The sequence below is a fragment of the Salinibacterium sp. SWN139 genome (assembly GCF_015864625.1).
Lineage (GTDB): Bacteria > Actinomycetota > Actinomycetes > Actinomycetales > Microbacteriaceae > Rhodoglobus.
In genome coordinates this window covers 414898-435404 of record NZ_JADYWV010000003.1, presented here as the reverse complement: position 1 = coordinate 435404, position 20507 = coordinate 414898, and the positions used below count along the sequence as shown (strand labels likewise).

The 20507-nt window shown below is 60.8% G+C and carries 17 protein-coding genes and 1 tRNA gene; 15 read left to right on the top strand and 3 right to left on the bottom strand.

Annotated elements, in window-relative coordinates:
- The first annotated feature begins 42 nt into the window (after nucleotides 1-42).
- From topA to I6E74_RS11915, 15 genes are all read left to right on the top strand, one after another.
- Nucleotides 43-2925, top strand: coding sequence for a type I DNA topoisomerase (topA, locus tag I6E74_RS11985; protein ID WP_197125956.1), 2883 nt, complete (start codon nucleotides 43-45; stop codon nucleotides 2923-2925).
- Between the two features lies 1 nt (nucleotide 2926).
- A complete protein-coding gene (gene tmk, locus I6E74_RS11980; protein WP_197125953.1) occupies nucleotides 2927-3556 on the top strand; it encodes a dTMP kinase in 630 nt (209 codons plus the stop codon).
- Nucleotides 3557-3565: 9 nt separating this feature from the next.
- Nucleotides 3566-4732: a DNA polymerase III subunit delta' gene (locus tag I6E74_RS11975; protein WP_197125951.1), complete on the top strand. Its 1167-nt coding sequence runs from the start codon at nucleotides 3566-3568 to the stop codon at nucleotides 4730-4732.
- Nucleotides 4729-6270: an alpha/beta hydrolase gene (locus I6E74_RS11970; protein ID WP_197125949.1), complete on the top strand. Its 1542-nt coding sequence runs from the start codon at nucleotides 4729-4731 to the stop codon at nucleotides 6268-6270. The genes I6E74_RS11975 and I6E74_RS11970 overlap by 4 nt, the downstream gene beginning before the upstream one ends.
- Before the next feature lie 16 nt (nucleotides 6271-6286).
- Nucleotides 6287-7855 (top strand): alpha/beta hydrolase, encoded by a 1569-nt coding sequence (locus I6E74_RS14775; RefSeq protein ID WP_197125947.1) that lies wholly within the window; start codon nucleotides 6287-6289, stop codon nucleotides 7853-7855.
- A 79-nt stretch (nucleotides 7856-7934) separates the two neighbouring features.
- Nucleotides 7935-8007 (top strand) — tRNA-Thr (locus I6E74_RS11960).
- Nucleotides 8008-8445: 438 nt separating this feature from the next.
- Nucleotides 8446-9597 (top strand): DNA cytosine methyltransferase, encoded by a 1152-nt coding sequence (locus tag I6E74_RS11955; RefSeq protein ID WP_197125945.1) that lies wholly within the window; start codon nucleotides 8446-8448, stop codon nucleotides 9595-9597.
- A complete protein-coding gene (locus I6E74_RS11950; protein ID WP_197125943.1) occupies nucleotides 9597-10670 on the top strand; it encodes a DNA cytosine methyltransferase in 1074 nt (357 codons plus the stop codon). Before I6E74_RS11955 ends, I6E74_RS11950 begins: the two co-directional genes overlap by 1 nt.
- A gap of 30 nt (nucleotides 10671-10700) precedes the next feature.
- Nucleotides 10701-11720, top strand: a complete 1020-nt coding sequence (locus I6E74_RS14835; protein ID WP_374221064.1) for an HNH endonuclease — start codon at nucleotides 10701-10703, stop codon at nucleotides 11718-11720.
- A gap of 531 nt (nucleotides 11721-12251) precedes the next feature.
- Nucleotides 12252-12950, top strand: coding sequence for a lysophospholipid acyltransferase family protein (locus I6E74_RS11940; RefSeq protein ID WP_374221070.1), 699 nt, complete (start codon nucleotides 12252-12254; stop codon nucleotides 12948-12950).
- 216 nt (nucleotides 12951-13166) lie between these two features.
- Nucleotides 13167-14027, top strand: coding sequence for a hypothetical protein (locus I6E74_RS11935; RefSeq protein ID WP_197125939.1), 861 nt, complete (start codon nucleotides 13167-13169; stop codon nucleotides 14025-14027).
- A gap of 44 nt (nucleotides 14028-14071) precedes the next feature.
- Nucleotides 14072-15496 (top strand): D-alanyl-D-alanine carboxypeptidase, encoded by a 1425-nt coding sequence (locus I6E74_RS11930; protein ID WP_197125938.1) that lies wholly within the window; start codon nucleotides 14072-14074, stop codon nucleotides 15494-15496.
- Between the two features lie 81 nt (nucleotides 15497-15577).
- Nucleotides 15578-16162 (top strand): isochorismatase family protein, encoded by a 585-nt coding sequence (locus tag I6E74_RS11925; protein ID WP_197125937.1) that lies wholly within the window; start codon nucleotides 15578-15580, stop codon nucleotides 16160-16162.
- A gap of 17 nt (nucleotides 16163-16179) precedes the next feature.
- Complete coding sequence (locus I6E74_RS11920; protein WP_231601514.1) at nucleotides 16180-16734, top strand: hypothetical protein; 555 nt, start codon at nucleotides 16180-16182, stop codon at nucleotides 16732-16734.
- Between the two features lies 1 nt (nucleotide 16735).
- A complete protein-coding gene (locus I6E74_RS11915) occupies nucleotides 16736-17536 on the top strand; it encodes an RNA methyltransferase (protein WP_197125936.1) in 801 nt (266 codons plus the stop codon).
- 101 nt (nucleotides 17537-17637) lie between these two features.
- On the opposite strand, the gene I6E74_RS11910 is transcribed toward I6E74_RS11915, so the two are convergent.
- From I6E74_RS11910 to I6E74_RS11900, 3 genes are all read right to left on the bottom strand, one after another.
- On the bottom strand, nucleotides 17638-19509 hold the full coding sequence (locus I6E74_RS11910; RefSeq protein WP_197125934.1) for an ABC transporter ATP-binding protein: 1872 nt from the start codon (nucleotides 19507-19509) through the stop codon (nucleotides 17638-17640).
- Between the two features lie 230 nt (nucleotides 19510-19739).
- A complete protein-coding gene (locus I6E74_RS11905; RefSeq protein WP_197125932.1) occupies nucleotides 19740-20108 on the bottom strand; it encodes a DUF202 domain-containing protein in 369 nt (122 codons plus the stop codon).
- Nucleotides 20105-20485 (bottom strand): YidH family protein, encoded by a 381-nt coding sequence (locus tag I6E74_RS11900; protein ID WP_197107834.1) that lies wholly within the window; start codon nucleotides 20483-20485, stop codon nucleotides 20105-20107. The genes I6E74_RS11905 and I6E74_RS11900 overlap by 4 nt, the downstream gene beginning before the upstream one ends.
- Nucleotides 20486-20507 lie beyond the last annotated feature (22 nt).

Sequence of the window (20507 nt, the reverse complement as noted above, 5' to 3'; positions counted from 1 at the left end):
GGCGCTGCCACCGGTCAAGTGCGTCATCATCCAAGGAGTCCCGTGTCTGGCACCAAAAAACTTGTCATTGTCGAGTCGCCCACCAAGGCCAAGACGATAGCCAAGTACCTCGGTGACGACTACGACGTGCTCTCCTCCGTCGGTCACATTCGTGACCTCGTCGAGCCTCGCAACCTGCCGCCCGAGCTCAAAAAGGGTTCGCTCGGCAAGTTCTCTGTCGACGTCGATAACGGCTTCGAGCCCTACTACGTCGTCTCTGACGCCAAAAAGAAAACCGTCGCCGAACTGAAGAAAGCGCTCAGCGGCGCTAACGAACTCTTCCTCGCAACTGATGAGGACCGCGAAGGTGAGGCCATCGCGTGGCACCTCCTGCAGGTGTTGAAGCCCAAGGTTCCCGTGAAGCGCATGGTGTTCCACGAAATCACCGAAGACGCCATCGAAGCGGCTATCAACAACACCCGTGACGTCGACACCGCGCTCGTTGACGCTCAGGAAACCCGCCGCATCCTCGACCGCCTCTACGGCTACGAAATCTCTCCCGTGCTCTGGCGCAAAGTCGGCCCCGGTCTTTCCGCTGGCCGCGTGCAGTCCGCCGCGACCCGCCTCGTTGTCGAGCGCGAGCGCGAACGGCTCGCCTTCATCACTGCCAACTACTGGGACCTCATCGCCCAGCTCTCGCCAGACAGCGAAACCAACGGTTTCGAATCCAAGCTCGTGCGCCTCGACGGCAAGCGTGTTGCCGCCGGCCGTGACTTCGATGACCGCGGAAACCTCAAGGGTGACGCCGTGGCCCTCGACGAAAAGGCCGCTCAAACGCTCGCAGATGCCCTGCGGATGCCGAGCACCACCATCACCGTAAAAACGGTCGAGACCAAGCCATACACGCGCCGCCCCGCAGCACCGTTCACCACCTCAACGCTGCAGCAGGAGGCCGGGCGCAAGCTGCGTTACTCCGCTCGCCAGACGATGAGCGTTGCGCAGTCGCTGTACGAAAACGGTTACATCACCTATATGCGAACCGATTCCTCGTCGCTCTCGCAGCAGGCCATCACCGCCGCTCGCACCCAAGCCGTTGCCCTCTACGGTGCAGACGCTGTGCCCGACAAGCCCCGCGTCTACGCCAGCAAGAGCAAGAACGCTCAAGAGGCCCACGAAGCTATTCGCCCCTCGGGAGATACCTTCCGCACGCCAAGCGAACTGCAGTCGACGCTGCGCGGCAACGACTTCAAGCTCTACGAACTGATCTGGAAGCGCACCGTCGCCTCGCAGATGGCTGACGCTAAGGGGTCAACGGCATCCATCACGATCGCTGCCGGTGAAGCTCCCGTTGCCGAATTCTCGGCCAGCGGAACCATCATCACCTTCCGCGGTTTCATGCAGGCCTACGAAGAAGGCCAAGACGAAGAGCGCAACGCCACCGCTGAGCCCAAAGAAGCGAAACTGCCTCCGCTCAAGGAAGGCCAGACGCTCACACTTCTCGACGTCGAAGCGAAGGGCCACGAGACCAGCCCGCCGCCGCGTTACACCGAAGCCAGCCTCGTCAAGAAGCTAGAAGAACTCGGCATCGGTCGCCCGTCGACGTACGCGTCGATCATCTCCACGATCATCGACCGCGGCTACATCACTCCTCGCGGCCAGGCCCTCGTGCCCAACTGGATTGCGTTCTCCGTGATCCGTTTGCTCGAAGAGTACTTCGGCGACCTCGTGCAGTATGACTTCACCGCAGGCATGGAAGACGACCTCGACCGCATCGCGGGCGGCACCCAGAACCGCGTGGAGTGGCTGCAGTCGTTCTACTTCGGTGACGACAAGTACCGCGGCCTGCGCACCGTCATCGACAACCTCGGCGAGATCGATGCCAAGGAAATCAACTCGATGAAGCTGTCGGATGACGTGACCCTGCGCATTGGAAAATACGGCCCGTACCTCGAGACTCCCAGTGACGACCCGGAGAAGCCGCGCCGCGTCAACATTCCCGAAGCTCTTGCGCCCGATGAACTCACGCTCGCCAAGGCGATCGAACTCATCGAAGCACCCGTTATCGGCGACCGCGTCATCGGCGTCAACCCGGAGAACGGCAAAGAGATCGTGGCGAAAGATGGCCGGTTCGGCCCCTACGTCACCGAGCTCGAGCCAGAACCTGAGCCCGTTCCGGAGCCCGTCGAAGAGATCGATCCTAAGACCGGCGAAGTGAAGAAGGCCAAGAAGCCTAAGAAGGCTGCCGTCGTGAAGCCGCGCACTGCATCCATTTTCAAGACGATGGAACTTGACGCGATCGACCTCGACACCGCGCTCAAGCTGCTCAGCCTGCCCCGCGTCGTTGGTCTCGACCCTGAAACGGGCGTCGAAATCACCGCGCAAAACGGACGCTACGGCCCCTATCTCAAGAAGGGTGTCGAAACTCGTTCGCTCACGAGCGAAGACCTCATTTTCGACATCGACGTCGCCGGTGCCGTAGAGCTCTACGCCCAGCCCAAGTACGGCAACCGCGCAGCATCCAGTGCTCTCAAAGAGTTCGATGCTGACCCCGTGAGCGAAAAGCCGATCAAGATCAAGGATGGCCGCTTCGGTGCGTACGTAACCGACGGCACCACTAACGCCACCATCCCGCGCGGCGAGACCGTCGAAGATGTCGACTTCGAGCGTGCCGTTCAGCTGTTGGCCGACAAGCGAGCCAAGGGACCGGTCAAGCGCAAGACGGCTGCGAAGAAGCCTGCCGCGAAGAAACCAGCCGCCAAGAAGCCTGCCGCCAAGAAGCCGGCTGCGAAGAAGCCTGCGGCGAAGAAGCCTGCGGCGAAGAAGCCTGCGGCGAAGACGACTGCCGCGAAGACCACAGCAGCTAAGACGACTGCGGCCAAGAAGCCGGCGGCGAAAAAGCCTGCTGCGCCCAAGGCCACCACCGCCGCCGCTACTGAAGCAGAGTAGCGTGCCCGGACTGTTCATCACGCTCGAGGGCGGGGACGGCGTTGGTAAGACCACGCAGTCACAGCTTCTCGTGAAGTGGCTCGAAGAAGCCGGCCACACGGTTGTTGTAACTCGCGAACCCGGTGGCACTGATTTGGGCTTAGAGTTGCGCGAAATCGTATTGCACCGCCGGGGCGAGATGGACCCGCGTGCCGAAGCGCTCATCTACGCCGCCGACCGTGCCCACCACATCGCAACGCTGGTGCGTCCAGCCCTTGAGCGCGGTGAGATCGTTGTTCAGGATCGCTACATCGACTCTTCCGAGGCCTACCAGGGTGCCGGTCGAGTGCTCGGGTCCGACGAGGTGCGTGACCTCTCGCTGTGGGCGACGCAGAACTTGCTTCCCGACGTGACCGTGCTGCTCGATCTCGATCCTGCCGACAGTCGCAAGCGCCTCGACAACGCTCGCACTCGCTACGACAGGCTCGAAGCTGAGAAGCAAGAATTCCACACCCGCGTTCGCGACGCCTTCCTGGAACGCGCGGCGAAGGAGCCCGAGCGAATCCTTGTGGTGGATGCCGCCCGCGGCGTCGATGAGATCGCTGGCACGATCCGTGAGCGCATTCAGAACCACCTCCCGCAACCCGCCTAGACTGAGCGCATGTCGTTGTGGGAGGGCCTGACGGGCCAAGCTGAAGCGATCGCCGTTCTTGAGGCTGCGGCCTCGTCATCGGCGTTGGGCAGCTCAGAACAGTCGTCGATGACGCACTCGTGGTTGATCACGGGCCCGCCCGGATCTGGCCGCTCTAATATCGCCTACGCTTTCGCTGCCGCCCTGCTCGGCACGCGCGGCGACGAAACCGAAGAGTCGGTCTACAAACAGGTTGTTGCTCGCACCCATCCCGACCTTGGCGTGCTGAGCACCGAACGCGTCATCATCTCCATCGACGAGGTGCGCAAGCTGGTGGCCTCGTCGCAGTTCTCGCCGTCGGTCGGCCACTACCGGGTCATGATTATTGAGGATGCCGACCGCATGGTCGAGCGCACCTCCAACGTTCTGCTCAAAGCCCTAGAAGAGCCGCCGCCACGCACGGTCTGGATTCTGTGCGCGCCCAGCGAAGCCGACCTCATTCCCACCATCCGTTCCCGCGTGCGCAGCGTTCGTCTCCGCACGCCCGCGATCGAGGATGTTGCCCAACTGCTGCAAGATCGCGATGGCGTTGCACCCGACATCGCCTTGCGCGCGGCACGAGAAGCACAAAGCCACATCGGCATGGCACACCGTCTTGCGACCAATGCGGAGGCCCGCGAACGACGCGAACAGGCACTGACCACCGTGCTCAACATCCGCACGGTGTCGGACGCTGTGATCGCCGCCACTCTCTTGCTCGAGTTGTCGAAGGCGGATGCCACCGCCCTCACCGAGGAGAAGGACGCCCACGAACGCGAGTCCGCGCTTCGCTCGCTCGGTGTTGCTCCCGGCGGCACTATTCCGCCGGCGCTGCGGGTGCAGCTCAAGAATCTCGAAGAAGACCAGAAGCGTCGTGCGACTCGAAGTTTGCGCGACGGTATTGACCGCATCATGGTCGACTTGCTGTCGCTCTACCGCGACATTTTGTTGACCCAAATTGGTGCCCCGGGAGAACTCATTAACCTCAGCATTGTCAATAACCTCACGGCGGTGGCGAACCGCACAACAGCGCCAGCGACGCTCGCCATCATGGACGGTATCGCTGAAGCGCGCCGTCGCATCGAAAGCAACGTTGCTCCGGCACTCGCCCTTGAGGCGATGCTCGTGAAGGTCGCTGTATCGGGACGCGGGGCATGAGGCACCGCTCTGCACGCCTCGTTGGCCTCACATCGGTCGCGCTGGCGGTCTCGCTGACACTGAGTGGCTGTGTTTCGTGGTTTGTTCCGTCGGAATCCAGCACAACATCGACGCCGACGGAAGAAGCCGTTGCGCCGAATCTGACAAAGTTTTATCAGCAGGTGCTGGAGTGGGCGAGCTGTGGAGACGATCTGCAGTGCGCTATGGCGATTGCGCCGGTGGATTGGGAGAATCCCGAGGGTGACACGATCGAGTTGGCCCTTGTGCGTCAAGTTGCTCAAGGCAATGACCGCATCGGTTCTTTGCTCGTCAACCCGGGTGGCCCTGGCGGTTCTGGTTTCGATTTCATCGCCGACAGTGTGGATTACGCCACCAGTGAGGCCCTCCAATCGCAGTTTGACGTTGTTGGTTTTGATCCTCGTGGGGTGAACCGTTCGACGGCGGTGTCGTGTTACTCCGACCCTGCCGAGCTTGATGACTATATTTACGGGATCACGCCGGGGGAGAAGGGCAGCGACGAATGGATTGCTGCCGCCACTGATGCCTCCGCCCAGTTTGCCCAGCGCTGTAGCGAGGAGACGGGCGAGCTATTGGGCTTCGTTGACACCCCGAGTGCTGCCCGCGATCTCGACATGCTGCGTGCCGCTCTCGGCGATGAGACGCTGAACTATTTGGGCTACTCCTACGGAACGTTGCTCGGCCAGGTCTATGCGGAGTTGTTCCCGGAAAAGACGGGGCGGCTCGTTCTCGACGGCGCGGTCGACCCCGCGGCATCCGAATTCGAAACTACCAAGGCTCAAGCAGAGGGTTTCGAGGGCGCGCTTGATGCGTTCTTGGCTGACTGTGCCGGCGCGAGCGATTGCCCGTTCACGGGATCTGTCGAGCAGTCGCGCACGACCATCCGCACGTTGCTCGACCGCCTCGATAAGAGCCCGCTCACGAACGCTGACGGGCGCAAATTGGGCAGTGCAACCATGTTCACAGCCATCATCCTGCCGCTCTACAGCCAAGATAACTGGGCCTACCTTCGCCAGCTTTTCGACTCGGTAATGAGGGGCGACGCCACCATCGCTTTCGATTTGGCCGACAACTACAACGGCCGCAGCGCTGACGGCACCTACGCCGAAAACCAGACAGAAGCTTTCATCGCGATCAATTGCTTGGATGCCCGCGAGCCAGCCGATAACGAGAGCATGCGTGCGCAGGCTGCCGAGCTTGCCGCCGCGGCTCCGGTGTTTGGCCCGCAGATGTCGTATGGCGACCCCGGTTGCGCTAACTGGCCGGTGGAAGCGAAGCGAGAGCGCGTGGCGATTGCTGCTCCCGGTGCTGCCGACATGCTGGTGATTGGCACGACGAATGACCCGGCGACGCCGTACATGTGGGCACAAACCGTTGCCGAAAACCTCGACTCGGGTCACCTAATTACTTACAACGGTGAAGGTCACACGGCGTATAACAAGTCGAATGAGTGCGTCAATACAGCGGTAGAGGACTTTCTCCTCAGGGGCGAAGTTCCCAGCGCCGATCCGAACTGCTAACCGCTAGGCTCATGCGGTGAACTTTATCGCCGCCGCCCCCGCCTCTCGCACTCGCAGGTTTGCCCTCGTGGTGCCCGCTCTCGTTCTCACCCTCGTGCTGAGCGGCTGTGCGAACCTCTTTTCGGGACTTTTCGGGGAGACTTCGCAGCCGACCGGTGAGACGGTGGCGGCAGAACTCGCTCCCTATTACGAGCAAATTCTCACGTGGGTGGATTGCGATAACGGCGCTCAGTGCGCGACGGCGATCGCTCCGATGGATTGGGCAAACCCGTCTTCGGAAACTGATATTGAAATCGCGATGGCTCGCCAGGAGGCAACAGGGGAGAGCCTGGGGTCGCTGTTTGTGAACCCTGGTGGGCCAGGCGCCTCAGGTTTTGATCTCATCCACGATGACGTGGACTTTGCGGTGAGTGCGAACCTGCGCGAGAACTACGACGTGATCGGCTGGGACCCTCGCGGAGTTGGCCGTTCGACTCCCGTGACGTGCCTCGATGACGGCGGCCTCGATGATTTCATTTTTGGTATTCCGGATACGGCGGTCGGCAGCGATGAATGGCTTGCGGAGAGCGAGCAGGCGGCCATCGATTTCGGCCAGGCGTGCCTCGACAACACGGGCCCGATCCTGCAGTTCATTGATACCCAAAGCACGGTGCACGACCTCGACATGTTGCGCGCGATTGTGGGCGACGAGAAGCTGCAGTATTTGGGGTACTCCTACGGCAGCGATATCGGCTCGTATTACATCGAAAACTTCCCGCAGAACGTGGGTCGCATTGTGCTCGACGGCGCCACCGACTCGTCTATTTCTGTTTTTGAGGTCGGCCGCGTTCAGACGATTGGTTTCCAGAGGGCACTCGAAAACTATTTGGCGGCGTGCCCGACATCGTTCGATGACTGCCCGTTCACCGGCGGCGTGGATGCCGCGCTGGCGACGATCCGCGAACTCTACGACCGCTATGACGCGAATCCGATTGCTGCCCCCGATGGCCGCATGATGGATGCCGGTGTGCTCGATATCGCGATGAGCACTGCCCTCTACTCTCAAGACTCGTGGCCGTTCCTCAACGACCTTTTCTCGGAGGCTGCGCGCGGCGAAACGGATACCGCATTCTTCCTTGCTGATTTCTATTACAGCCGCGATCTCGATGGCAGCTACACCGACAACTCGCTCGAGGCTTTCATCGCGATTTACTGCGTCGACTACCCCGTTGAGACTGACCCTGCCGTGCTGGTTGAACAGCAGGAACTCATGCGTGAGGCTTCGCCGACGACCTACCGCGATTTTCCGCCGACTGGTGACCTGACCTGCCTGAATTGGCCGTACCAGTACATCGGGCCCGACATTACGGAGCTGACCGGTGAGGGCGCACCGCCCGTGCTGATCATCTCCACAACGGGCGACCCGGCGACACCCTACGAATGGGGCGTAGCACTCAGCGAGCAGCTAGAGAGCGCCCAGCTCATCACCTACAACGGCGAAGGTCACACCGCCTACAACGGTGGTGTCGGGTGCATCGATGGTGCGGTCGACGCCTATTTCATCAACGGTGTAGTCCCGAATGACGACCCAGATTGTGCTGCCTAACGACAACTTGGCGGAGTGGGCTTTCGGGCCCCAAAACTTCGGCTAAGCTATCTTGCTGTGCCTCATGAAAATGTGGCCGGCCGCCTTAGCTCAGTTGGTAGAGCATCTCACTCGTAATGAGAAGGTCGTCAGTTCGATTCTGACAGGCGGCTCGAAAAAATGCAGGTCAGAGGGTTGTTTTGTGAATATGACACCCCGCGAGTCTGCCTCTAGTGGGCACTTGGTGGGCACTATTTCACGGCAAATGCTTGATTGCAGAAGCATGCTGAGAGTCACGAAGACCAAGGCCTTACACTTCATTTCCCGAAGCAGGGCTCTAGCGAAGCTGTTCACAAGCACGCTAGATACCCATCGCAAGCGCGGTGTGAAGACGGTATTCCGCCCTAAATCACAGAGAATGGGCTCAGGTTTGCGTCTCTTCACCGTCGACAGCGTTGCGTCGGTGCGCTACGCAGTAGGCAATCTAGACTCGACGAGTGATCGAGAGCGAACGGAAGTTTGTAGCGTGACGCTTCTTTGATTTGGCTGTTCAACGAATCTGTGGCAGAAGCGATCGCTTAGTTTGTCGGTCGTTGGGCGTACTCTCAAGAGTGATTTCGGATGGAAAGTTGGGATACACGTTGCTGAACTCCTTACCAGTTATTGATCTCTTTGCTGGAGCAGGCGGCTTAGGGATCGGCGCGGCGCGCGCTGGTGCTGATCTTCGGCTCTCAGTCGATAGCGATCGCTTTTCCTGTGAAACAGTGACAGCGAACCCGAATTTGCACGGTGGTGCAGCATTGCACGCCGACGTTACGGCACTAACGGCGGCAGATCTGCGCAAAGAAGCTGGATTGAATTCGAGGGAAGATGTCGTAGTGATAGGCGGCGCGCCGTGCCAGCCCTTCAGTAAGGCCGCGTATTGGGTGGACAAGGGTGACGAGGCGGCATACCGCAGGGCTCGAGCTCGCGGAGAAGCTGCACAACGCACGACGGAGCCGTTGCTCGCTAGGCCAGACAGCCGAAGAACCCTCGTGAATGAGTTTTGGAGGCTCACGAAAGAAACGGATGCCGCAGCCTTCGTCTTCGAGAACGTTCCAAGCATTTTGCACCCAAGAAACAAGCATGTTTTTGAGGCCTTACGCCAAGACGCAGAGGCCGCCGGCTATTTCACTCGAACTGTTGTAGCGACGGCTACGGACTTCGGGGCGCCTCAAGCACGCCAACGCGTTTTCCTTTTGGGGTCACGTGAAGCCCAGCCTGAAGCACCAGCTGGCACGTATTTCAAGGAGCCGGACGCTGGCCAATTGCCCTGGGTTACCTCCGGTGATGCGTTGAGAAGATTTGAGGGGGATGAGTACGCCGAAGGGAACGAAGAAGTGACGGGAACTTGGGCTTCACATTTGAAAGATGTTCCTCCCGGCATGAATTACAAGTTCCACACCGCGTGGGCCGGGCACCCCAATCCGACGTTTGAGACCGAAACGCGTTACTGGAATTTTCTTCTGAAACTAGATCCTGATCGGCCTTCTTGGACGATTCCCGCCAGTCCGGGGCCTTGGACCGGACCGTTCCACTGGAGCGGTCGACGCCTGAGAATCCGCGAACTTGCTGCGCTTCAAACTTTTCCAGATGGATACGTTTTTTCGGGACCGCGCCGAGAACAGGTGCGACAAATTGGGAACGCCGTCCCGTCAGTAATGGCCGAGCAGATGGTGTTGGCTGCCATGAAATCACTATCAGCTAAAAGCAAGGCGGCATAGTGGGTCGTTTGAAAGCAGTGAGTATTTTCTCGGGGTGTGGAGGTCTGGATCTCGGATTCCGAGAAGCTGGGTTTGACATAGTGCTCGGTGTTGACAGCGATCCTTTTTCCGCCCGAAGCCATGCAGTAAATTTTCCAACCTCGAAGTTCTTCGAGGGAAGCATCGCTGATTTCTCGCAATCTCAAGCTATAGCGCTCGTCGGAGAGGAACAGCTTCGCGACGTAGACATCCTTATCGGTGGTCCGCCCTGCCCTCCGTTCTCGAAAAGCCGGTTCTACCGGACGGATAAACCTCGGGCGATGAATGATCCAGTAGGCGAAGTGACTATCGGTGGATATCTTGAAACACTCAAGTGGCTACGTCCTCGCGCATTCCTATTGGAGAATGTCGCCGGAATGGCGTTCAAAGTTCACAGCGAAACTCTTGAACATATAACCGAAACGGCCGAGGCGCTCGGGTACAAGTGTCAGATGAAGGTACTGAACGCTGCCGATTTCGGCGTGCCGCAGATTCGGCAGCGATTCTTTCTTGTTGGCACCCTCGACGCAGAATTCGAATGGCCTTCGGAGTCGCATCGGGGGCCTTTGCAGGCGGACTCTAATCTGCCCGGCTGGCGCACCGCAGGTGCCGTACTTAGCGACTTGGACACTGAAGCGAATGCCAACGATGCTGGTCATGTCGCAGGCGGAAAGCACCGAGAACTTTTGAAACAAATCCCGCCTGGGGACAACTACTTGTTTCTCACCGCGAAAAGAGGTCATCCAAACCCTCAGTTTGAATGGCGGAAGCGGTATTGGTCGTTCTTGTTGAAACTAAGCCCAGACATGCCTTCGTGGACGATTCAAGCGCGGCGATCTAACAACATGGGTCCATTGCATTGGAAGAATCGAATCCTGCGCATTGAGGAAGTCAAGCGGCTTCAGACCTTTCCAGACGATTGGTTCTTGGATGGCAAAGTTGAGCAACAATGGCGTCAGGTTGGGAATGCAGTCCCGCCGATGCTAGCGAAGGCGCTAGGGGAAGAGCTCGTGAAAGCGCTTTCCTCTCAAGCCAGCAAGGCAGAAGCAGCCTAGTTTTAATCTGAACAATGGGGGGAAACCATAATGCCGGACACGGTGCAACGACTATCGCGATCAGCTCTCGAAGATCACGTACTTCAATCGCTGCGTGCAAGCGGCCGAACTGCTTTGCTCCTGCCTTCGAATAGGCGGAAACCTATGCGGGTTCTTCTGGGGGCTCTCGGGGATGAAGGCGCGACGACGCTCCGAATCTACGCTTGGAATGTGACGCATGGCGGAGGTAGCGCTCGAGCCGCTGACGAGTACCGGATCCAACTGACGGGTGAGATGCCCGAGAACGTTCCCGGGGAGACCACGGTCGTGATCGGGTGGAGTCCGCAGTTTCAGACCTTCGCGGGATGGGACGCTAGTGTCCACGGCCAGCGCTCGTCTTCATCCCCGTCGCTACAAATACGTGAACAAACGTTGTTGTCAGCCAATTCGATTGGTTTGGCCGCAGCCACTCGGCATAGCGACGACGTAGTCGTCGCCTTTCGGGCCGAGATGCTTGCGGTTTACTGCTTGAATGCAGAGGAGATCCACAGCGATACTGCCGCAGAAATCGCTGACTTGCTCAATGGAATCGCGGGGTCTGTCGGTCAGGTCATCGAGGAAGCGCAACCACAACCGGTCGGGGAGTCTCGGAATAGGATTACTCGAGTGGTTACTAGTAATTTCCGGGCTTGGGACTTTTCTCGCCGGATAAGTGTGGCGTATCACGGAAGATGCTCCGTATGCTCAATTCAGCTTTCCCTTACCGAAGCTGCCCACATAATTCCTGTCGCATACGCCGGGAGCACGGATCTGACCTGCAACGGGCTATCGCTGTGCAGAAACCATCACCGTGCATATGACGCAAACTTGCTCTCAGTCACACCAGAATATTTGGTGGAGATCTCCAGATTGCGCGGGAGCGCTTTGCGCGCCGAGTCACGAGGTGGCGGGTTAGATGAACTTATGTCGTTCGACGGTTCTAGCTTGGCAGTGATCCCGGAATTGGCCTCGGACAGGCCACGACCAGAATTTTTGCAGATCGGGAGAGAAGCTCGCCGGTGGGTCGGTTGATTTGAAGTCTGCCGCGGCCCTGTTCAAGGCGGGCGCCAAGAACTCGTTCCTCGTCGAGGACGGGTGCTTTTGGTCTCCTTCAATTGGGACAACCATCGCGAGCGGCATGCCTGACGTCGAAGCGTCGATGATCGGAGTACGAAAGGATTCCAGCCAGACTTAGTGGGCAGCTAGTGGGCAAATGGATCTCGTAATCGGTGGTAACCGTTGGCTTTAGATTGCTTCGAAGTCGCCAAATCCCAGGTAAACAGTGGAGATTTTGCAGTGCAGTGCAGTGCAGTGCAGTGCTGTGCAAGCGGACTCAATCTGAAAACGTCGGTTAATCTGTCTCGTAATGAGAAGGTCGTCAGTTCGATTCTGACAGGCGGCTCCGTTGAGCATCGAGGATCAGAGAAATCTGGTCCTCGTTGTGCGTTGTGGTGGCGGCAAACTCCCATATCGGAGTCTTAAGCTGAAGGTATGAAGTACCGCAACGAACCCATCTATACGGCAGCCATCGGCGCGGGTCGCGCCATGTTCGGTGCTCTTCGTGTGCGACGCACCGTCATCGGGTCGCAGAATCTGCCCGATGAGGGAGGGGCCGTGATCGCGATGACCCACTTCGGTTACCTCGAGTTCGCTCTTGTCGAGTGGGCGCTGTGGCTGCACAATCACCGCCGCATTCGTTTCATGGCTAAAAAGAGCGTATTCGAGAAGCGCGTTGTCGGCTCGTTTATGCGCAACATGAAGCACATCCCTGTCGACATGAATGCTGGGGCTAAGGCCTACGAGTCTGCCGTCACGGCTCTGCGCACGGGGGAACTGATTGGGGTATTTCCCGAAGCCGGAGTGAGTGCATCCTTCACCATCCGCGATTTCAAAACCGGCGCCGTGCGTCTGGCAGCAGAAGCGGGCGTGCCCGTGATTCCCATCGCGCTGTGGGGTGGGCAGCGCCTCATGACGAAGAACCGCAAGATCACTTTGCGTGAACGTGTGGGCATCCCGATCGTGATGGTCGTTGGGGACCCGATGACGGTTGCGACGACGGATGACGCGGCAACGGCAACTGCGCGACTCAAGAAGACGATGGAAGGCCTGCTCCAGACGGCGCAGGAGGCCTACCCGCTCGATGGCACTGGTCAGTGGTGGCAACCGCGTCACTTGGGCGGAACCGCACCGACGCCAGACGAGGCGGCCGCGGCAGATGCTGAGCGCGATGCGCGACGCGCACAAGCCGCCCGCAAGCACTAACCCGGCACTGTTTTCCCTCATGCCCCGAACGACGATTTCGGGCTACGAGGGTGTCCCCCAAACAGAGGATAGACCCGTCACCCAGACCCCCCATTAACGGGTATTTGCCTATGTTTCCGGGGTTTTTCCCTTGTGGAACGCTGCTTTCGCGCCTAGTTTTGGCAACAGGAAGCAGAGGGGTCTGCCTCCTATTTATTCGTCTGGGGGACGATTTTCATGGGGAGAGTTCCGTTTTTAACGGCCTTAGTCACCGTCGTAATTGTTGGAGTAGTACCGTTCGTCGGGGGAGGCGGCCCAGGGCTCACCGAGAGCGCAACCGCTAACTCAGCTGCACGTTCGCCGCTGTTTGCGTCGACGGCGACTGCGCCGATCGAAGAGTCGGTCGATGTCGTCGCGATTGCCAGCATCGAACGCGTCAGCGAAGAGTCATTGGCTGCAGCAATCAAGGCTGAAGCCAAGTCGCTGACCACTGACTCTGAGCACCTCGCGCAGAAAGCAGTGCCGAAGCCGGAGCCGATCGTCGTTGCCTCGGTAACGGGCGGTTCAGCATCCGTCACTCAGCTTCGCGCAGCCTACGCTTCGGCGGGCCAAGCTTGCCCGAGCAATGTTGGTGGTGGCGTACCTGGTGCGCCGAGCCGCAGCTCATCACAGGGCGTCGCCGGAACGACCTCGGGCGACCTCGCATCCTTCGCTTACGCGTACAACGCGATTCGCGTCGCCAACTGCCTGCAGCCGATTCCCCTCTCGAACTTCCGCTACGACTCCTGCATGGAAGAACGCCTCTTCTGGATGGCAGAATCGCCCAGCTCGGATCCTCTCGACGGTTGGGGCCACAACGGCACCACTCGCTCCGACGGCGTTGCCGCTCGCGGTTGCGACGGAAACCTCGCCGGTGGTTCAGGAAACAGCGGAGCCACCGTTGCTTCCAAGTGGTGGGAATCGTATTCTCACCGCGCATCGCTCTACCAGCCCGGTGCCAGCACCGGCGGCGTTTGCATCGCCTTTGCCATGACCCATGGTGGAATCGATGAGCCTTATAGCTTTACCCGCGCAGCAGCACGATGGACGTACTGCTAGGCCACTCGAAGCGCTGGGTTCGAACATCCGGGTACTATAACCGGGTGACTGATTCAGCCAGTAGTGAGCCGAAAGCGCCGGGAGGAATACGCGCGTTTATAACTCAGCACCCCACCGCATCCACGGTGACGGTCGCAGCGGTTGTATTCGTACTACTCGCAGTAGTAGCAGTATTCGCCGGAATTTCGGTTGGCTCCGCGAACTCGGCAGTTGATGTCACCCCAGACGAAGTCACTGCAGAGCAGCGGAGCCAACCGGATGTTACACCCGGAGCGGTAGCGGTGCGCACCTGCTCTGTGGATTCTTTGGCCACGGTCGCAACCTTCCCCTCGCTTGTCGGAGTCGTGACGGATGTCGCTACGGGCACCGTGTTGTGGGACCGTTCTGCCGACGAAGCCGCCAGCCCCGCCCACATCGTGACGGCGATGACGGCTGCTGCGGCACTTCAGGCTCTCGGTGCAGACACTCGTATCAGCACCAAAGTTATCGACGGATCATCGGCGGGCGTGATCGTGCTGGTGGGTGGCGGTGACCCGACCCTCGCGACGACCAATGCGTCGTACTATCGCGATGCCCCCCAAATTTCGGATCTCGCTTCGCAGGCGATAACCCGCTATGAGGAACTCCATCCTGGAGTTCCGATTACGGAGATCGTGCTCGACTCCACTCTGTGGAACACGAGCGATGCCTGGGATTCCAATTGGCCCGAGCGTGAACGCACTGGTGGATACCACTCCTACGTTACGGCGCTCATGGTGAACGGCGACCGGGCTGATCCCACCATCGCGATCAGCCCCCGCGGCACCGATCCCGTGCAATCGGCTGGGCAAGCATTCGCCCAAGCCGCTGGATTACCCGCGGTCACATTCTCGACCGGCGCAGCGGTCGGCAACACGGTGCTGGCTGAAGTTAAGTCGCAACCTGTCAGCGTGCTCGTGGAGCAGATGTTGATCAGTGGCGATGACTCCTTGGCTGAGTCGCTTGCCCGTCTGGTTTCCAAACAGCAAGGTCTCAGCGGCGCTGCAAGCACCCTGAACCAGGCGATCCAGAGTGTGCTGTCGGATGCCGGACTCGATGATGCCGGAACCATCACCATCACCGATGGTTCAGGTCTCAGTGCCAAAAACCAAGTCTCGCCGTTGTTCGTCGCACAGTTCATGGCGGCAGGGGCATCAGGCAGCGGCGCAATCGCGACAGCGTTCTCGATGCTTCCGGTTGGGGGCGAAAGCGGCGACCTTTATAACCGTTTTGAGGGGGATGCCGCTGCGGCATCCGGTCACGTCGCGGCTAAATCAGGGTGGACGAACCAGGAGCATTCGCTTGGTGGCGTGGTGAATGCCAAGGATGGTACTCAGCTCGCTTTCGCGTTCTACGCGATCGGCGAGGGCATCTCCACCGACGCACGCACCGCGCTCGACAACCTCGTCGCTGGCGTTTATGCCTGTGGAAGCAATCTCTCCAACTACTAAGCTCTCCAACTACTCAGCTCGCCAACTACTCAAGCCTGCGGCGATCGGTTGTGGGGCGTCGGCGCGACTTAGACTGGCATCGTGGTTGCTGCACTTTTCATTATTGATGTTCAGAACGATTTCACCGAGGGCGGCGCGTTAGGCGTCGACGGCGGTGCTGCTGTGGCGGCCGGAATCACCGACTATCTGCGGGCCAATCCCGATCGCTATGACGTGGTGATCGCATCCCGTGACTGGCACGATGCTGACAATGACAACGGTGGCCACTTCGCCACGGATGCCGAACCCAACTTTGTTGACACTTGGCCCGTTCACTGTGTCGCGGGCACAGCTGGGGCCGAGTACCACCCCGCGCTCGACACCTCGCTCGTGCAGGTGCACGTGCGTAAGGGGCAGGGCGTTCCCGCGTACTCAATCTTCGAGGGCACTACCGAAGATGGCGAGACGGTGCCCGCCCTGCTTGATCGTCTCGGTGTCGACACGATCGATGTCGCTGGCATCGCTACCGACTACTGCGTTCTTGCTTCTGCTCTGGATGCCGCGGGCAGCGGCCGCGACGTGTCGGTGCTCACCGGCCTAGTCGCCGGTGTCGCTCCGGAATCGAGCGCCGCCGCTCTCAGCACGATGGCAGACACGGGCATCACCCTTGTCTCTACCGAAGACTGACGAGTGGTGGCCGAGAAATGACAAACGATATGAGCGAGCCAGAGCTGAGCCTCCCGGGTTTCATCGCTGAGTCAGACGTTCTGCCACCGAGTAAGGGCTTGGGCTGGCGTCTGCTGGCGTTGCTGGTGGGTTTGGGACTCGTGATCGGCCTCGCCATTGCGGGTGGCGCAGCAGTCTTCACAGCGATCTGGCCGACCAGCGAGACACTGTGCGATTCCTCTGCCGGCACCTGTAGCGATGTTTCGGCTGAGCAGATCGCCGAGTTCTCGCTCATTGATCTTCCCGAGGGCGTCGAGGTCGAGAGCGTGCAGTTCGCGACGGTCGAGGATTCGTTCGGGCTGCTGTATGCCACCGTCGTGCTGCCTGAAGGGGCGGCTGATCCATTGCGTGGAGGTAACTACCGTGTTGCGGCAACGCTGTCGTGGGCATCCGAAGTGGATTCACTCGGGCTAGACAATGCGCTGCTGTACGAGGGCATCGAGTCGATCACCGGGCCCGACTTTGAGGCCGCGAGTGGGCAGCGTGCCGATGGACGCACCGTGATTCTCATCCGCGTGAGTCGGGCACTCTAGCGTGCCGGTCATCCCGATCACCGAGCTCAGCGATCCGCGGCTCGCGGACTATTCGCACCAGACCGATGTTGCACTGCGCAAAGCGCAGGGCACCGAGCACGGCCTTTATCTGGCCGAGTCGACACTCGTGCTGCAGCGCGCGCTGCGCTCCGGTCATCGCGTGCGCTCGGTGCTCGCGCTCGGCACTTCGGTGGACGAGATTGTTGACCTCGTCGGCGACGAGGTTCCCATTTTCACGGGCGACGGGTCGCTGCTCGCGGAGCTCACCGGCTACGTGCTGCACCGCGGTGTCATCGCGTCAATGCACCGGCCGCCACTGCCGGCTCCCGAGACGCTGCTGGCGGATGCTCGCCGCATCGTCATTCTCGAAAACGTCGTTGATCCCACCAACGTTGGTGCCATCTTCCGCTCGGTCGCCGGCATCGGGGCAGATGCCGTGCTCGTCACCGAGCAGTGCTCCGACCCGTTCTACCGGCGCGCGATCCGCGTCTCGATGGGAACCGTGCTCCAGGTGCCGTGGACCCGCATCGGCAACTGGACCGACACTCGGGCGCTGCTCACGGCATCCGGCTTTCAGATCGCAGCGCTCGCCCTCGAGGACGGCGCGGTGTCGCTGCGCGATTATGCGGCGGATGCTCCCGAGAAGGTCGCGCTCGTGCTCGGCACCGAGGGCCACGGTCTTACCCGCGATGCCATCGACGCCGCTGATTCGATCGTGCAGATCCCGATGCGGCACGGCATCGATTCGCTCAACGTTGCTGCGACCGCCGCGGTCGCGATGTTCGCGCTCGCGGTCGAATAGCGGCAGCGCACCCGCTCCGTAGCGGAGAGCCGAGCGGCCCGGCAGCAGCGGCAGGGCCCTAGCGCGCGGGCGCACCGCCGAAGCGGCGCACCCGCGAACCGCTAAACGAGCAGCTGGTGCTTGGCGAGGTCCTTGTAGAGCGGGGTCGACTTCACGAGCTCGGAGTGGGTTCCGACGCCCACAACCTTGCCCTTGTCGAGCACCACGATCTGGTCGGAGTCGACGACGGTGGAGAGGCGGTGCGCGATCACGATGAGCGTGCGGTTCTCGGCGACAGCGTCGATGGCTTCGCGGAGCATTTGCTCGTTGAGGCCGTCCAAGCTGGAGGTTGATTCGTCGAGCAGCAGAATTGGGGGAGCGGCGAGCAGCGTGCGGGCGATCGCGAGACGCTGACGCTCACCACCGGACAGCATTACGCCGTCTTCGCCGACGGCGGCATCCAAACCGGCAGGGTTGCGGTCGAGCACACCGGTGAGGTTCACGGCCGCGATGACCTTGGTGCATTCCTCGTCGGTGGCGTTGGGGGCCCCGATGAGAAGGTTCTGGCGGATGGTGCCAGCGAGCACGGGCGCATCTTGCTCGACGTAGCCGATCTGGGCGCGCAACTCTTCACGGTTGAGGGCACGGAGGTCGTCGCCGCCGAGGCGTACAACACCGCCCGTGGGGTCGTAGAAGCGCTCGACGAGGGCGAGGATGGTGCTCTTGCCGGCACCCGACGGGCCGACGATGGCGGTGCGTTCGCCGCGCTTCACGGTGAAGCTGACTCCGCGCAGCACGGTGAGGTCGATTTCCTCGGCGGCCGCTTCTGCGCCGCCGTGCTTGAGCGAGGCCAGTTCCGTTTCGGCTTGCACGAGCACCGAGTCGCGGGGGTACGAGAACTCGACGTTCTCGAACGTGATCGCGGCATCCGATTCGATGCTCGGAACGGCAACGACGTTGACGTCGGATTCGAGCTCGCTGGGCAGCTTGATGATTTCTTGAATGCGCCCGAGCGCACCGAGCGCCTGGTTGACGGCGGTGACGGCGCCGAAGGCTTGGCCGAGCGGCATGATCATGAGGAAGAGGAAGAGGATGAACGCGACGAGGTCAGCGATCTCGATGGCGCCGCTGGCCACGCGGTAGCCACCGACACCGAGGACGACGAGGAACGACACTTGCAGCGCGATTCCGGCAATCGGAACCACGAGTGCCGAGATCTTGGCGACGCTGATGCCCATCTTCCAGGCGCCGAGCGCGTCTTCGTTCACGGCCTCGATTTCACGCTCGGTGGCGTTGGATGCTCGCAGCGTGCGCACGGCGGAGATCGCACGTTCCACAGCGGCGGCTAGGTCGCCGACCTTGCGCTGGGCGCGCTGGCTGGCCACACGGATGCGCTTCGAGAGGGTGGTAACCGTGACGACGGCGATTGCGATCACGAGCACGGTGAGGCCGAGCAGCACGGGGTCGATGATGAGCATCGCGATGAGCGCACCGATGAAGGTGATGGAGCCACCGATGGCTTCGACGAGTCCCTGCGTGAGTACGGCGCGCAGCAGGGTCGTGTCGCTGCCGACACGGGAGACGAGGTCACCGGTGCGGCGACGGTCGAACTCCGAGATGGGGAGGTTGAGCATCCGACTCACGAGACGACGGCGGCTCGAGAGTACGACACCTTCGCCGGTGCGCTGCAGAAGATAGTGCTGGTAACCGCTGATGAGGCCCGAGATGACGACGAGGCCGATGAGCAGCCACACGAGGGTGCCGAGCGATTCGTCGGCCTCAACGATCGTGATGACCTGGCTGACGAGCAGCGGCTGCGCGAGCGAAGCGCCCGCGCCAAGCACACTGAGGATGATTACGAAGATCATGACCTTGCGGTGCTCGAAGAGATAGGGGAGCAGTTCGCTGAACTTCGCGCGGGGGCCGTCGTCGGGGTTGTCGCGTGATCCAGAACGTCCGCGACGCGGTGCAGCGGTGTGTGAAGTCGAGCTCATGAAGTTTCTCGTTGTCCCAAAACTGGAGGGCGAAGGTGCCGCGAGTGTTCAGCGACATCGGCATCAGCAATCAGCCTCTAAAACACTAAGCCTTCTGTCTGGGCGCTGCGTACAACATCCGGTGTAACTGTGTTGCGGGAGCTGCTGCTCCGCTGGATGGTGAGGGCGGGCTGCGGCGGGCAATTTCGCCGTGCGCGGGGTGCCAGGCGCGGTGCGGGCCGAAGCCGCAGCTACGGGGATTGAACAGTCGGGACCATACCGAGTGCAGCGAATACCGCGCCGACGACGGCGAGCACGAAGACGGCAAGCGCCCAGAGGAAGAGCGGCGCCGCACTCGTGAGGCGAATGCGATCGGTGGATGCCTGGACGAGCTTCGTATGCACGGTGCGGTATCTACGATGCCCCACCCAGAACAGCACGGCGGTCATGATGAGGCCAAGAGCGGCCACGGCGTAGCTGCCGATGCTGACAGTGTTGAGCAGCAGTCGCGCGGAGACGAGCGCGGCGATGGCAAACGACAGCACGGTGCGCTGCCAGGCGAGGGCGGTGCGTTCCGCTTGCAGGCCGGCATCGAAGGGGCGGTCGAAGGCGCGCGTCACTGGAGGAGGATACCGATTGCGAGCAGCAGCCCGGCCACAACAACACCGCCACCGATGGGGCCAGCAAGGTTAGGGGAGGGCAACGGGCGCCCGAGCCGCAACGACTGCTCGGCCTTCATCCAGCCAAACCATGCCTGCATGGGAGCCAGTACGCCCAACAGAATGAGCAGCACGGATGCGCCGAGTCGGAACCCAGGAGCGATCGGCAACACGAAAGCTTCGAGCGCCACACCAGCGGCGATCAGCGCGAGAGCGGTGCGGATCCACGCCAAAAACGTGCGCTCGTTGGCCAGGCTGAAACGAGCATCCGGCTCAGTGCCGACTCCGTAAACGCGGCGCGGAAAGCGGCGAGGAGGCGGCTGTACTGGTTCGGTCACGAGCGATCCTTCATGCCCCGAT

Coding starts and splice junctions, on each gene's coding strand:
- I6E74_RS11970 (WP_197125949.1), top strand. CDS start 4,729: ATGAGGCACCGCTCTGCACGCCTCGTTGGCCTCACATCGGTCGCGCTG.
- I6E74_RS11935 (WP_197125939.1), top strand. CDS start 13,167: ATGGGGAGAGTTCCGTTTTTAACGGCCTTAGTCACCGTCGTAATTGTT.
- I6E74_RS14835 (WP_374221064.1), top strand. CDS start 10,701: ATGCCGGACACGGTGCAACGACTATCGCGATCAGCTCTCGAAGATCAC.
- I6E74_RS11920 (WP_231601514.1), top strand. CDS start 16,180: ATGACAAACGATATGAGCGAGCCAGAGCTGAGCCTCCCGGGTTTCATC.
- I6E74_RS11910 (WP_197125934.1), bottom strand. CDS start 19,509: ATGAGCTCGACTTCACACACCGCTGCACCGCGTCGCGGACGTTCTGGA.
- I6E74_RS11975 (WP_197125951.1), top strand. CDS start 3,566: ATGTCGTTGTGGGAGGGCCTGACGGGCCAAGCTGAAGCGATCGCCGTT.